General features: G+C 34.0%; 15 protein-coding genes. 2 read left to right on the top strand and 13 right to left on the bottom strand.

The annotated features are described in order from the left end of the window. The first annotated feature begins 13 nt into the window (after positions 1 to 13). Positions 14 to 889 carry a sugar phosphate isomerase/epimerase family protein gene (locus AC061E_RS13710; protein WP_478286745.1) on the top strand — a complete coding sequence of 292 codons (876 nt, stop codon included), beginning with the start codon at positions 14 to 16 and terminating at the stop codon, positions 887 to 889. Between the two features lie 70 nt (positions 890 to 959). Here the strand turns inward: AC061E_RS13710 and AC061E_RS13705 are convergent, their stop codons facing one another. Continuing rightward, positions 960 to 2,615 carry a M1 family metallopeptidase gene (locus AC061E_RS13705; protein ID WP_478286744.1) on the bottom strand — a complete coding sequence of 552 codons (1,656 nt, stop codon included), beginning with the start codon at positions 2,613 to 2,615 and terminating at the stop codon, positions 960 to 962. Positions 2,616 to 2,936: 321 nt separating this feature from the next. On the opposite strand from AC061E_RS13705, the gene AC061E_RS13700 reads away from it, so the two are divergent. Next, positions 2,937 to 3,836, top strand: coding sequence for a right-handed parallel beta-helix repeat-containing protein (locus AC061E_RS13700; protein WP_478286743.1), 900 nt, complete (start codon positions 2,937 to 2,939; stop codon positions 3,834 to 3,836). A 61-nt stretch (positions 3,837 to 3,897) separates the two neighbouring features. On the opposite strand, the gene hisIE is transcribed toward AC061E_RS13700, so the two are convergent. The 12 genes from hisIE to AC061E_RS13640 form a co-directional block, all read right to left on the bottom strand. After that, the gene (gene hisIE, locus AC061E_RS13695) at positions 3,898 to 4,497 is read right to left on the bottom strand and encodes a bifunctional phosphoribosyl-AMP cyclohydrolase/phosphoribosyl-ATP diphosphatase HisIE (protein WP_478286742.1); all 600 of its coding nucleotides are present in this window, start codon (positions 4,495 to 4,497) and stop codon (positions 3,898 to 3,900) included. A gap of 47 nt (positions 4,498 to 4,544) precedes the next feature. Beyond that, positions 4,545 to 5,300 carry an imidazole glycerol phosphate synthase subunit HisF gene (hisF, locus tag AC061E_RS13690; RefSeq protein WP_478286741.1) on the bottom strand — a complete coding sequence of 252 codons (756 nt, stop codon included), beginning with the start codon at positions 5,298 to 5,300 and terminating at the stop codon, positions 4,545 to 4,547. A 33-nt stretch (positions 5,301 to 5,333) separates the two neighbouring features. Beyond that, positions 5,334 to 5,693, bottom strand: coding sequence for a four helix bundle protein (locus tag AC061E_RS13685; protein ID WP_478286740.1), 360 nt, complete (start codon positions 5,691 to 5,693; stop codon positions 5,334 to 5,336). 9 nt (positions 5,694 to 5,702) lie between these two features. After that, a complete protein-coding gene (gene hisA, locus AC061E_RS13680) occupies positions 5,703 to 6,434 on the bottom strand; it encodes a 1-(5-phosphoribosyl)-5-[(5-phosphoribosylamino)methylideneamino]imidazole-4-carboxamide isomerase (RefSeq protein WP_478286739.1) in 732 nt (243 codons plus the stop codon). A 104-nt stretch (positions 6,435 to 6,538) separates the two neighbouring features. Continuing rightward, positions 6,539 to 7,120, bottom strand: a complete 582-nt coding sequence (gene hisH / locus AC061E_RS13675; RefSeq protein WP_478286738.1) for an imidazole glycerol phosphate synthase subunit HisH — start codon at positions 7,118 to 7,120, stop codon at positions 6,539 to 6,541. Between the two features lie 77 nt (positions 7,121 to 7,197). Next, positions 7,198 to 8,334, bottom strand: a complete 1,137-nt coding sequence (gene hisB / locus AC061E_RS13670) for a bifunctional histidinol-phosphatase/imidazoleglycerol-phosphate dehydratase HisB (protein WP_478286737.1) — start codon at positions 8,332 to 8,334, stop codon at positions 7,198 to 7,200. A gap of 190 nt (positions 8,335 to 8,524) precedes the next feature. Next, complete coding sequence (gene hisC / locus AC061E_RS13665) at positions 8,525 to 9,580, bottom strand: histidinol-phosphate transaminase (RefSeq protein ID WP_478286736.1); 1,056 nt, start codon at positions 9,578 to 9,580, stop codon at positions 8,525 to 8,527. Continuing rightward, a complete protein-coding gene (hisD, locus tag AC061E_RS13660; protein WP_478286735.1) occupies positions 9,570 to 10,862 on the bottom strand; it encodes a histidinol dehydrogenase in 1,293 nt (430 codons plus the stop codon). The genes hisC and hisD overlap by 11 nt, the downstream gene beginning before the upstream one ends. A gap of 87 nt (positions 10,863 to 10,949) precedes the next feature. Continuing rightward, positions 10,950 to 11,807, bottom strand: coding sequence for an ATP phosphoribosyltransferase (gene hisG / locus AC061E_RS13655; protein ID WP_478286734.1), 858 nt, complete (start codon positions 11,805 to 11,807; stop codon positions 10,950 to 10,952). 277 nt (positions 11,808 to 12,084) lie between these two features. Continuing rightward, a complete protein-coding gene (locus AC061E_RS13650; protein ID WP_478286733.1) occupies positions 12,085 to 12,588 on the bottom strand; it encodes a DUF2231 domain-containing protein in 504 nt (167 codons plus the stop codon). A gap of 52 nt (positions 12,589 to 12,640) precedes the next feature. Continuing rightward, entirely contained in the window at positions 12,641 to 13,759 is a 1,119-nt protein-coding gene (locus tag AC061E_RS13645; protein ID WP_478286732.1) for a VIT1/CCC1 transporter family protein, read from the bottom strand. 14 nt (positions 13,760 to 13,773) lie between these two features. Next, positions 13,774 to 14,889, bottom strand: coding sequence for an efflux RND transporter periplasmic adaptor subunit (locus AC061E_RS13640; RefSeq protein ID WP_478286731.1), 1,116 nt, complete (start codon positions 14,887 to 14,889; stop codon positions 13,774 to 13,776). Positions 14,890 to 14,896: the final 7 nt, after the last annotated feature.

Here is a 14,896-nt window from a genome sequence, read left to right as displayed (position 1 = left end):
AAATAAATGTACCATGATAAAGAGAAGAGAATTTTTAATAAATACTAGTTTAGCATTAGGTGCGCTGGCACTAGCTCCTTCATTTGCTTTTGAAACCAAAAGAAAAGCAATAGGAATACAACTGTGGACCTTGAGAGATACTTTACCAAAAGATGTCAAAGGAGTTCTTTCACAGGTTAGTAAGGCAGGATTTACTGAAGTAGAAACTTTTGGTTTTTCTGTAGATCAAGGTTTTTTTGGAACCAAAGTGCGTGACTTTAAATCCATATTAGATGACAATGGTTTAAAAGCAACTAGTAATCATTTTGATTTCAATTCTATGATTAAAGATGGTACAACTGATTTAGTTCAAAAATACATTGAAACTGCAAATGAATTAGGAAGTGAATATATAACAGTTCCTTATATTGTATCTGAATTAAGAGGAACAACTGGAGATGATTATAAAAAATTGGCATTACAAATAAACAAAATAGGCAAACTTTGTAAAGATGGAGGCGTAAAATTGGCGTATCACAATCATGATTTTGAATTTACAAAATTTGGAGATACTAACGGTTATGAGATCTTATTAAATGAAACAGATAAGGAATTAGTTGATTTTGAAATGGACTTATATTGGGTGGTGCGTTCCGGTAACGATCCCTTACAACTCTTTGAAAAATATCCTGGACGTTTTAGTATGTGGCATGTAAAAGACATGGACAAGGTAAATCCAGCCTTAAATGCCGAAATAGGAAGTGGAGCAATTGATTTTAAATCTATTTTTGCACATGCTATTCAATCTGGAATGAAACGTTTCTTTTTAGAGCATGAATCAAATTATAAGCCTAACCCACTAGAATCAGCAGTAAGCAGTTTTAATTATATCAAGAAAAATTTGATCTAAATTTGGTTTAGAAAACTATATAAAAAAAGGGATACATGTTGTATCCCTTTTTTTGTACTACATTTATAAATTATTCAGTTACTTCGAAACTATCTACATAAAAGTTAGGATCTACTAGCAGTTTTAGGTTTTCACTATTTACTAGGATAATTTTGAACTCTGTTTCTGGTTGAAGCAATTCTTCTTTACCATTTAGAGTCACTTTTACTGGCATATTAAAACCTTTCACACTATTTTTCCAGCGATATCCTAACTGTTTATTCTTAAAAAAATATTCTAATTTTGGTATTCTAGTATCTCTTAAGTATTGATTAAAAACAATTGACAAATCAATTCCTGCTTGTTTGCTTAAATATTCCTCAATTTGCTTGGTTGTTACCGTTTGGTGATAAAAAGTACTGTTCAAACCTCTCAGTATTCCCCTCCATTTTTCATCGTTACTCACTAATTGACGTATAGTATGCAACATGTTTGCACCTTTAGGGTACATATCTCCTGAACCCTCATTGTTTACATCGTATTTACCAATGATGGGTTTGTCATTTTCAATAATATTTCTGAGACCTCTAACATAAGTATATCCAGCTTCCTTTCCGTAGTAATATTCTAAAAAAAGACTCTCAGAATAGTTTGTAAAACTTTCGTGAATCCACATGTCGGCAATATCTTTGTAGGTGATATTATTGGCAAACCACTCGTGTCCAGACTCGTGTATGATTATAAAATCAAACTTTAATCCCCAGCCAGTTCCGCTTAAATCTCTACCACGATACCCGTTTTGATATCCATTCCCGTAAGTAACGCTGCTTTGATGTTCCATTCCGAGATATGGAGCTTCAACTAATTTATAACTATCTTCATAAAATGGATAAGGTCCAAACCAATGTTCAAACGCTTTTAACATTTTAGGAACGTCTTGAAATTGTTTTTTAGCTTTCGACAAATTATCTCTCAAAACAAAATACGTACAATCTAAATTTCCTTTTTCACCTTTGTATTTTTCTGAAAAAGTAACATAATCCCCAATATTGATATTTACACCATAATTATTTATAGGATTAGCTACATACCAATTATAGGTTTTAGTTCCATCTTTCAAGGTTTTTATACTTTGCAAGCGACCGTTAGAAACATTTGTTAAATTAGCAGGAACATTGACACTAATGAGCATATTGTCAACTTCATCGTACATGTGATCTTTGTTAGGCCACCAAACACTAGCTCCCAATCCTTGACATGATGATGCTATAAAAGGGTTTCCATTTATGTCTTTTTTCCAAGTAATCCCGCCATCCCAAGGCGGATCTACAGCCACTTTGGGTTTTCCACCATAAAAAATAGTAAGTTCTTTAATGCTACCTTTTACTTGAGGATCCAGTAATGTAATAAAAAACACATTTCCTTCTCTTTTAAACTCCAAGTTTTTCCCATTCTGGGTAATCTTGTAAATGTTCATTGGATTTTGCAAATCAACTTGCATGGTGTTGTATTCTTGAACAACCTGATACTTTATGGTGTTTGAGCCTGTGATAGTGCTGTCTATAGGATTTATCTTAATATCAAGATGATAGCGTTTTACGTCCCACCAAACTCTTTCCTTAGTAATACTCCCTCTAAGGGTATCTTGTCGGGTAAATTTTTCTGCTTTTTCGCTCAAAAGTCCTTGAGCTAGAGTTGCATTAGAAATTAAAAATCCGATACATAGTAATTTGAAATATTCTTTCATTTATCATTTAGTTTTAATCAAAATTACGTTTTTTTTGAGTTTATATATCAGATATATATGCTTTATTTTATACAAAATAAATAATTAATTTTAATTATATACGAATATATTGATTAATAAATAAAAACAAAATAATTAGATAAACAGCTATTTTATTACATTTTTGTAAATTAATTAAGTATTTTTTTTAAATAAAAATAATTTTATTACCAAATAATTTTATTTTATAAATAAGTTTTATAAATTTGTGCAATCGATTACAATTTGTTGCAACAAAAATTAGAATTGATATTAATTTATTAATTAACAAAAAAAAACCAAATGAAAAATTTAAAAACAATTAGCAAAATCTCAGCTGCAGTTTTATGTACAATACTTTTAGGAAGTTGTCAAAATGATGATACCGAAATTATGAATACTGAAAGTATAACTAAAGAACAATCAATCTCTTCAAATCAAAAAACAACTACAGTAACTACGTTATCAGCATTAAAAAGTGCAGTAAGTAGTGCGGTAGCTGGAGATGTAATTACAATTAGTGGAACTATAAAATTAGATGGTACACTTAAACTTGAAAAAAATGGAACTTCTTCAAAAAGAATTATTTTTCAAGGTGGTACTATTGATTGTTCTGGCGTTCCAGGAACTGGTCGTGGTGTTGCATTGACTGGAAGCTATTGGGAAGTTAAAAATATGACCATCAAGAATGCTCCCGACAATGGATTAATTTTACAAAATGGTGGTTTCAATATTGTTCGTAATGTACAAACATTGACTAACCAAGATACAGGATTACAAATTGCAAATGGATCACACGACAATCTAATTATTGACTGTTTTTCTTCTAAAAATAACGATAAAGCCAATAATGGGGAAAACGCTGATGGTTTTGCGTGCAAACAAACTGGAGGAAGAAACAATAAATTTGAAAATTGTATTGCCGATGGAAATTCAGATGATGGATGGGATTTGTATGACCAACCTTATAGTGTTACCATAACAAAATGTACAGCCAAAAATCACGGTATCGGTTCAAATGGAGATGGTAATGGCTTCAAACTAGGTAGTGCTGGTCAAAATTTACCTCATACTGTAACGTATTGTACAGCTACAAACAACAAAAAAAATGGATATGATGGTAATGGAAACAAAGGGAAAATCACTATCACAGGGAGTGGCGGATCTGGAAACGGACAATCTTTATTTTCAAGAATTTTTTAATTCTATTCAATAAAAAAGGGAGTTGCTTAATTGTAACTCCCTTTCTATTTATAGTCAAAAACTACTTTTGACGTGCTTTCAAAACATTGACAACATCATTCAATTTAAATCCTTTGGCTTGAAGCAAAATCAAATAATGAAACAATAAATCAGCACTTTCACTCAAGAACAAATCATCATTATCATCTTTGGCTTCAATTACCACTTCAATTGCTTCTTCCCCTACTTTTTGGGCTATTTTATTAATTCCTAATTGAAATAAAGAAGCAACATAACTCTTTTCAGAGTCAGCTTTTTCTCTACGGGTTTCAATAGTTTGTTCTAGGTGTGAAATAAAACCATAATCTGATTTGTTTTCTGTTTGCCAACAGGTATCTGCACCTGTGTGACAAGTTGGACCAACTGGTTTTGCTTGAATCAATAATGTGTCGCCATCACAGTCATTTTTTATATCAACTAAGTTTAAAAAGTTGCCACTCTCCTCGCCTTTTGTCCATAGTCTTTGCTTAGAGCGGCTAAAAAAGGTTACTTTTTGCGTATCAATTGTTTTAAGATATGCTTCTTCGTTCATGTAACCCAACATCAAAACGGCTTTCGTCTCGCTGTCTTGTATAATGGCTGGAATTAATCCGTCTGTATTTTTTGAGAAATCTATGTTCATAATTTTAAGTCTAAAGTTTTAAAGTCGAATGTCTTAAAGTAAAAATATTAAATTCGTACTTCAATATTGTTATTTTTAAGAGCTTCTTTTAATGTTTTGATTTCAATTTCTTTAAAATGAAATACACTTGCTGCTAAGGCTGCATCGGCTTTCCCTTCTAGGAATGAATCTACAAAATGCTGGATGTTTCCTGCACCTCCCGAAGCAATAATTGGAATATTAACTAGTTGCGAAAGTTTGGCCAAAGCCTCATTCGCAAAACCATTTTTAGTTCCGTCATTATCCATCGAGGTGAATAGTATTTCACCTGCGCCACGTTGCTCCACTTCCTTTGCCCAATCAAATAAATTCAGTTCAGTAGGCACTTTTCCACCCACTAAATGTACAATCCATTGACCGTCAATTTGCTTAGCATCAATTGCAACCACAACACATTGGCTTCCAAATTTTTGTGCCAAATCATTAATCAACTGCGGATTTTTAACAGCTGATGAATTGATAGATACTTTATCGGCACCATTTTGCAATAAAACATCAACATCCTTAACAGAGGAAATTCCGCCACCAACTGTAAATGGAATATTAATAGTTGCAGCTACTTTTCGAACCAAATCAATTAATGTTTTTCTTCTTTCTTCGGTTGCCGAAATGTCCAGAAAAACTAATTCATCGGCTCCTTCATCCGAATATATTTTGGCCAATTCAACCGGATCTCCAGCATCACGTAAATCTACAAAATTTACACCTTTTACAGTTCTTCCGTTTTTAATGTCGAGACAAGGAATTATTCTTTTTGTAAGCATTTAAATTAAGTATAAAGTTGTAAGGATTAATTATTAAGTTTTTTTGATATTGTTTTTAGAAGTAATAATTATACTTTTTATTAATTTCAAAACTTCTACACCATCATTATTCAAACTTAAAAATTCTTCATTTGAAATATAATTAGTTGCATGTAATAGTTCTAACCAATATAAAGTTTCATCAGCTTCTTTTTGCGAGATACCCATTTTATGAATAAAATCAGCTTTGCTTTCTGCATTTTTAGCTTCTCTAATATTTGCGCCAACAGAGGTGCCAGAACGTAAAATTTGTTTACTTATTACATATTCTCTTCTGCTAATTAAGGTCTTATATAAATTAACGATTCTAATGGCAAAAGAAAAACTTTTTATTCTTATTACGTCCTCACTCATAATTAATGCTTAATAATTCATACCTAATATGTATTGTTCCAATTGTTTCAATGAAATACGTCCTTCGTAAATAGCTTTACCTATGATCGTTCCTTCGCAACCTAATTCCGCTAATCTAGGTAATTCATCAAAAGTAGAAATTCCACCAGAAGCGATCAATTTTAAACTTTTATTTTCATTCAAAATCTTCGCATACAAATCAAAACTTGGTCCTTCTAGCATGCCGTCTTTGGCAATATCAGTACAAATTACATACTGAATTCCTTTACTTTGATAGTCTTGAATAAACGGAATCAAATCTTCATTTGAATCTTCTAACCAGCCTGAAACAGCTACTTTTTCATTGTTTGCATCTGCTCCCAAAATAATTTTATCCGCACCATACTCCGCAATCCATTTTCCGAATAGTTCTTTATTTTTCACAGCAATACTTCCACCAGTAATTTGATTCGCACCACTTTCAAATGCAATTTTCAAATCGGAATCAGCTTTCAAACCACCTCCAAAATCAATTTTTAAACTGGTTTGTATTGCAATTTGTTCCAAAATTTTATAATTCACAATTTGGCTTGATTTTGCTCCATCTAAATCTACCAAATGTAAATATTCAATTCCGTGCGCTTCAAATTCTTTTGCAACTTCAAGCGGGTTTTCGTTGTAAATAATTTTGGTGTTGTAATCTCCTTTTGACAAACGGACACATTTCCCGTCGATGATGTCTATTGCTGGTATTATTCTCATTTATTTTAATTTAAAGATTTAACAATTGAATTATTTAAAGATTAATACTGTTGATCAAAGAAATATTTGACTCCCTAATTTTTCAATCTTTGAATTTTTCAATCTTATAATTTTAAGAAATTCCCTAAAATTTGTTCGCCAACATCGCCGCTTTTTTCGGGATGAAATTGTGTTCCGTAAAAATTATTTTTCTTTAATGCTGAGGCATATTCTACTTCATAATTTGTGGTAGCAATGGCATCGGAGCAATTTGGCGCATAAAAACTATGTACCAAATACATGTATTCCTTTTCAGCAATTCCCTTGAACAAATCTGATTTCAAATTATAGATTTGATTCCAACCCATTTGCGGCACTTTTACTTTCGAGGTGAATTTGACTACATCTACATCAAAAATTTCCAAACCAGCAGTGTTTCCTTCTTCGGATTTGTTACACATCAATTGCATACCCAAACATATCCCTAAAACAGGTTGTTTCAAAGTAGGAATTAATACATCAAGACCACTATCTACTAGCATTTTCATTGCAGAACTTGCCTCACCAACACCAGGAAAAATCACCTTATCTGCTGCTTTTATTTCCTTCCAATCATTACTAAGCACTGCTGTAAAACCCAATCGCTCTATAGCAAACATAATGCTTTGAATATTCCCGGCTCCGTAGTTTATAATTACTATTTTCATTTAACTTTTGTTTCAAGTTTCAAGTTTAACGTTTAAAGTTGCTCGAATCAACCTGAAACTTTAAACTTGAAACAATTTTAAAGCATACCCTTCGTACTTGGTAAAATCATTTTTTCTGTATCACGTTTCACAGCTACTTTTATCGCTTTTGCAAAAGCTTTAAAAATCGCTTCAATCTTGTGGTGCTCATTAGTACCTTCAGCCTTGATGTTAATATTGGCTTTGGCACCATCTGAGAACGATTTAAAAAAGTGAAAGAACATTTCGGTTGGCATTTTACCTACCATTTCTCGTTTGAATTCGGTTTCCCAAACTAGCCAATTTCTACCACCAAAATCAATAGCCACTTGAGCCAAACAGTCATCCATTGGCAAACAAAAACCATAACGTTCTATACCTAATTTATTCCCCAATGCTTTAGCAAAAACTTCTCCAAGAGCTATCGCAGTATCTTCAATAGTATGGTGTTCATCTACTTCTAGATCACCTTTTACAAGGATTTCCAAGTCCATTTGCCCATGACGCGCAATTTGGTCCAGCATGTGATCAAAAAACGCGATTCCGGTTTCAATTTTACTTTTCCCAGTTCCATCAAGGTTCAAATTGATGTAAATATCAGTTTCATTCGTCTTTCTTGAAATGGTTGCTGAACGTTCTTCTAATTTTAAAAACTCATAAATCGTTTTCCAATCCGTGGTTTGAAGCGCTATAACCGAGTCTAATTCTTCTCTTTTTGAAGCTATTTCGTCACTTCCTAATGCTTCATCCGTATTGATGAAAATCCCTTTTGCACCCAAGTTTTTCGCTAATTCCACATCAGTAATGCGGTCACCAATTACAAATGAGTTTGCCAAATCATAGTTAGAACTATTGATATATTTAGTCAATAAACCCGTTGCAGGCTTGCGTGTAGGAGCATTTTCATGTGGAAACGTTTTATCAATTAAAACGTCACTAAAAACAACACCTTCATTTTCAAAAGCTTTCATCACCAAGTTATGCACGGGCCAAAAATTCTCTTCGGGATGAGAAGCGGTACCTAAACCATCTTGATTGGTAACCATAACCAATTCAAAATCCAATTCTTTTGCAATTTTCCCCAAATATTGAAACGCGTTTGGGTAAAATTCTAATTTCTCAAAACTATCCAACTGGTAGTCATGCGGTTCCAAAACCATCGTTCCATCACGATCTATAAAAAGCACTTTTTTCATGGTATCCTACTAATAAACGCATTGGCATGTGCGGTTGCGTTCTGTTATTTTAATTTAATATTTCAAGTTTTGGGCGTGACCCTCCAAAAAAAGTCGGGTCGGGCTATTCGTTCCCGCTTTTGTACTGCCCAGCTTCGCGGCACTACAAAGAGCTCCACTCCTATCCCTCACGCGGAAACAAAGTTCCTAACTAGTTTCCAATAGCTTTCAAAGCTACTATTAATTTTTTATTTTCTTCTTCAGTTCCTACTGTCAAACGCAATGTGTTTTCACAAAGTGCTTGTGTAGTTCTATTTCGAATTACAATTCCTTTTGCAATCAATTCAGCGTATCTTTTATTGGCATCATCCACTTTAACCAAAACAAAATTGGCTTCTGTAGGATGAATTTTTTCCACATAACTCACTTCTGACAAAGCTTCAATTAAAAGTTCTCTTTGTGATATAATCGACTCAATTTCAATTGTAATAGCTTGCTGATCTTCAAGTCTTGCTACCGCTCTATTTTGCGACAATTCGTTTACATTATAAGGTGGTTTAATTCGGTTTAATATGGTAGTTACCGCGCTAGAAGCATAACAAATTCCTAAACGAATACCCGCCAATCCATAAGCTTTAGAAAGCGTTTGAGTGATAATCAAATTAGGATATTCATCCAATTCATTGATCCAACTTTCTTTTTTAGAAAAGTCAATATAAGCTTCATCAATAACAACGATTCCTTTGAAATTTTGCAACAAATAGGCTACTTTTTCATCCGAAAAGGAATTTCCCGTAGGGTTATTTGGCGAACATAAAAAGATCATTTTGGTATTGGTGTCAACCGCTTCTATGATTTTTTCAATCTCAGGCTGAAAATCCTCCGAAAGTAAAACTTCTCTATTCTCAATAGCATTCAAATTAGATAAAACGCCGTACATGCCATAAGTTGGTGGCAAAGTAATCACGTTATCAGTATTAGGCTCACAAAATGCTCTGAAAAGTAAATCTAAAATTTCATCGCTTCCATTTCCTAATACAATCTGATTCGTTTGTACACGACGTTGTTTTGCTAAAAGGCGTTTTACACGCATTTGTTGCGGATCTGGATATCTGTTTACGCCATTTTCAAACGGATTTTCATTGGCATCCAAAAAAATCATTTCGGCTGTATCAAAGTCTTCAAACTCATCGCGAGCAGATGAATACGGTTTCATGTTTTTTACATTCTCCCGAACTAAATTATTGATATCAAAACTATTTTCCATTTTCAAGTGCTTTTAATCGTAATGTAACTGCGTTTTTGTGCGCTTGCAATCCTTCTGCTTCGGCCATAATTTCTATAGCTTTACCAATATTTTGAATCCCTTTTTCAGAAATTTTTTGAAACGTCATTGCTTTTGTAAAACTATCTAAATTTACACCACTGTAATTCTTAGCATAACCATTCGTTGGTAAGGTATGATTGGTTCCTGAGGCATAATCGCCTGCACTCTCAGGAGTATAGTTTCCTATAAAAACCGAACCCGCATTTTCTATTTTGTCAATATAAAAATCATCGTTGTCGGTGCATACAATAAAGTGTTCTGGTCCGTATTCGTTTATTAAATCCAAAGCAATTTCATCATTTTCGACAAAAATTAATTTGGAGTTGGCGATAGCTTTTTCGGCAATTGCTTTACGTGGTAATTGCTCTATTTGAAGCTGAATTTCTTCTTCGACGGTATCAATCAGTTTTTTAGATGTTGAAACTAAAATAACCTGACTGTCTGCTCCATGTTCTGCTTGCGATAATAAATCGGATGCCACGAAAGCCGGAACCGCTGAGTCATCTGCAACAATCAATAATTCCGACGGGCCTGCTGGCATATCGATTGCTACTCCAAATTGAGTAGCCAATTGTTTGGCTACCGTTACAAACTGATTTCCTGGTCCAAAGATTTTAAATACTTTAGGAATCGTTTCTGTACCAAATGTTAATCCTGCAATAGCCTGAATACCTCCAACCTTAATTATTTTGGTCACGCCGCATAATTGTGCAGCAAATAAAATGGCGGCATTAATTTGCCCATTTTTACCAGGTGGAGAACATAAAACAATCTCTTTGCAACCTGCAATTTTAGCAGGAACAGCAAGCATCAAGACTGTTGAAAATAAAGGCGCTGTGCCTCCCGGAATATACAAACCTACTTTTTGAATAGGTCGTTTTTCCTGCCAGCAGCTTACTCCTTCAATGGTTTCAACCGCTACTCGGTTTGTTTTTTGAGCTGTATGGAATTTAGTTATATTTTCTTTAGCTAATGCAATCGCTGCTTTTAACTCCTCTGAAATACTAGCAATAGCCGCATCAATCTCTTCTTTTGAAACTTCGATTGTATCGACTGTAGCTCCATCAAAAAGCGACGTGTATTTGGCGACAGCCTCATCCCCTTTTTTTTGAACTTCCTTGAAAATTTCTTTTACAGTAGCTTCAATATCATCTACCGTTTTTGTAGGTCGTTCTAAAATACTAGACCACGTTTCTGGTTTTGGATTGTATATTTTGTTCATTGTATTATTTTTAACCGCAAAGTTCACAAAGGTTTTCGCAAAGTTCGCAATGAATTTTTTACTAAAATAAGTTATACACTAAAGTCTTTACAAGACCATTTTTTCAATTGGGCATACCAAGATACCTTCGGCTCCAGCCTCTTTCAACTGATCGATAACATCCCAAAAAGTATCTTTATCAATTACAGAGTGTACACTGCTCCAACCTTCTTGCGCCAATGGTAAAACGGTTAAGCTGCGTAAAACTGGAAGAATTTTACCAACTGCCTCAATTTTATCATTAGGAACGTTCATCAATATGTATTTTGATTTTCTAGCTCTTAAAACCGACTCGATTCTGAATTTCAACGTGTCGATAATTTTTTGAGATTCTGGACTTACTTTTGGCGAAACAGCCAAAACCGCTTCACTTTTGAAAATAACTTCAACCTCTTTTAAATTATTTTTAAATAAGGTACTTCCACTGGATACAATATCTACGATAGCATCAGCAAGACCAATGTTTGGAGCAATTTCAACCGAACCTGAAATTTGGTGAATGTCAACCGTAACACCTTTTGAATTAAAGAAATCAAGTACCGTTTTAGGATAAGATGTAGCGATGCGCATTCCGTCAAGATCTTTTACAGATTTGTACTCAAAAGATTTAGGTACAGCAACAGATACTTTGCATTTTGAAAAACCTAATTTTTGAATGACTTCAATATTTCCGCCTTTTTCAACCAATAAATTATCTCCAACAATGGCAATATCTACTACGCCATCCATTAAATATTGTGGAATATCTGAATTTCTTAAATATAGAACTTCAAGTGGAAAGTTAGATGCTTCGGCTTTTAATTGGTCGATTCCGTTATCAATGGATATACCCGCATCTTTTAGAATTTGAATACTGTCTTCGTTTAAACGACCTGATTTTTGAATTGCAATTTTTAATGTACTCATTTTTTTGTTTTTTGTTTTTTGTTTTTTTTAGAATGATAATGTTTGAGTACAATGTGGGGTAATAAAAAACCCGTTTGATGTACTCAAACGGGTTTTTAAATATGATGATTTACATGCATACCATTAACACATCGCTTGAGAGCAATAATGAAAATGATGATGATGTAATTGTATTGTAAACATGTGCTTTTATTTTTCTTTGCAAATATAGATTCTTTTTTAATTAAAAAGCAATTAATACTTTAACTAAATGTTTCTTTTTTGTTAAAATATTTTTTTATTCCTTTTCCTCCTCATTTGTAGGAGCAATTTTCTCAGTATTACTATCCGCAGCAGCACTTTCAGTTCTTATTTCAGTGTGACGAACTTCGCCTCCTGTTGTGCCCGTTTGTTGTGCAAAAAACACGGCAATGATTGCAACTACTGTCGCGATATAAGAAACTAGATTTGCTTTTGACTTGTTTTTCAAATTTGAATAAAGGCCAAACAATGATGTAACCGCTAGCGCATATAAAACAAGTGCAAGTTTTTCGGCCATTTCTTCGTGTTCATGAATAATTGCTTTTCCTATTCCTGGGAAATCTTCCACCATTTCCTCTGCTCCTTCCCCAGTAGACATGCTAAAAAAGCCAAAAACAGCTGCAATGACAAATAATACATAAGCGGTGTTTTGTACTGATTTATTCTTGAGTACTATTCCAGCGATTAAAATCCCAAGTCCAAGGATTGTTCCAATAATAGGAAAATGGTTTACAACTAGGTGTAAGTGTGCATCATTCATAATTTAATAGTTTAAGTTAGTGTTTATTAGTGATATTTAATTTTTCAGAATTTTATCCTGCTAAGGATACGCCAATTAACGAACCAATTCCGTAGGTAACTGCTGCAGCTAACAAACCGAAAGCCACTTGTCTGAATCCCGAGAATAAAATGCTTTTTCCTGTCAATAAAGTGATGGCTGCTCCTATGCCAAAAAGCCCAACGACACTGCTTCCGACACTCAGTAAAATTGCATTTTTCCCGTCTAAAAACATAAAAGGATATAACGGAATAATCGCTCCAATTGCAAAAAGCACAAACGATGCTGTAGCTGCTTCCCAGGCTGATCCTCCTAATTCTTCTTTGTCAATTCCTAATTCCTCCGTGATAATGGCATCAATCGCTGTTTGCGGATTTTCAAAAGCTTTGTCAGCCAATTTTTGTGCTTCGATTGCATTCATTCCTTTGGCTTGATACAATAAAACTAATTCTTTTTTTTCTTCTTCGGGAGAAGCTTCTAATTCTTCGGTTTCCAAATCAATTTGGCGCTGGTTTAATTCTCTGGAACTTTGTACCGAAAGCCACTCACCTAAAGCCATTGATATAGCGCCTGCCAAAAGTCCTGCGATTCCGGTTAACAATATCGTATCATTAGAAACGGCTGCGCCAGCAACGCCCATGACCAAGCTCATATTAGAAACCAATCCATCATTAGAACCCAAAACTGCCGCACGTAAGGCGTTTCCTCCCACGGATTTATGGCGACTCTCAAATTTAGACAGAAGCCCTCCAGAAACATTTAGAGCAGCATTATTATTTACAGCCTCAATAATATTTAGGTGATTGTGCTCAAAACCAGTTGGTTTTTCACCCGTTTTAATTTTGTTTCGAACCGAATTTTCGGCAAACTGTTTTTCTATTGAGGATAAAGAACTAATTATAGAGCTGTATCCAAAAATTTTGCCCAACTTCAATTGAAATTTTGCTCTACCAGATGGCAAAGGCATGTTGAAATTTGGTTCTATTGTACGAACTTTATCTAACATGTGTTTTGCGTGTCCTTTCTCGATTTCGCCTAAACTAAGTAAAACTCTCGAAAGATTTTCATCAGACTGAATGGCAGCAATACTATCGTACAAAAAGGCGGTATCAACCTCTGTTTGTAACTGATCTTTAAGTTTATTCAAGTCCATTATTTCATTTTTTATTAATTAACCAAATCAAAAACTCCTTTTGTTAATAGTCTTGAAGAAGCAGATATTGCAGCATTTGGCAGTATTTCGACAAACTTTTCAGACTTCGATCCTACTATAACACTTACTTTCTGGAACGAATATCCATTTTTTTCATTCTTGACTAAAAGTACGAAATTTTTATTGTTTTCTGTCACCAATGCTTCAGAAGGAATCGCTAATCCTTTTTTAGAATCGATAATTATTTCAGCTTCTACAAACATTCCTGTTAAGAATTTTTGTTTTATGGCATCGTCTAAATGCCCGTGAATATTAATCGTTCTGTCGTTTCCTTCAATTGATTTTCCTACCAAATGCACTTCGGCATTAAATACTTCTTTGGATGCTTCGGGAACTTTAAATTGTATTTTTTGTCCAATTTTCACATTCAAAATATCTTTTTCAAAAACGGCTAATTCCAAATGCAAGTGATCCGTATCAACAATTTCTAAAATCACATCCGAAGGCGCTACATACATACCCACATTGGCATTCATGATTACGATATCGCCTGTTATTGGAGAAAAAATAGTAATTGTTGAAGTCAAAATTCCTCTTTCTACATTTCTAGGATTAATGTTCAAAAGCAACAATTTGGCACGTAAACTTTGATGCATGGCTTTGGCTCTTTTATACTCGCTTTCGGCTTTTAAGTAGTTTTTTTGCGAAGTGATTTTTTCATCGTACAAGGTTTTTTGGCGATCGTATTCGGATTTCAAGAAATTAAGTTGCTCCGCTACTTCCATATACTCTTTTTGAATATCCAGAAATTCAGTGTTTTGTAAAGTCAATAAAGCTTGTCCTTTAGTGACTCTATTTCCAACCAAAAGCGTTGTCGATTTTACATAACCGCCCATAAAAGTGTTCACTTTAGCTCGGTTTTGTGGCGGTACATCAATTTTCCCAGATGCTTTTACGGTAACATCAAAATCCTGTTCTGTTGGACTCGCAATCTCCATTCCCGAGGTTTTAAATTGGGTTGCAGATACTGTAATTAATCCGGTATCTTTTGGTTCTGCCTCCTCCGTTTTCGCTTCTTTGCAAGAAAATAAAAAAAGTGAGATAGTGATTATATAGAGTGCATTTTTCATTGATAAA

Source organism: Flavobacterium sp. GNP011 (assembly GCF_056428925.1).
This window is presented reverse-complemented; position numbering and strand designations above follow the sequence as displayed.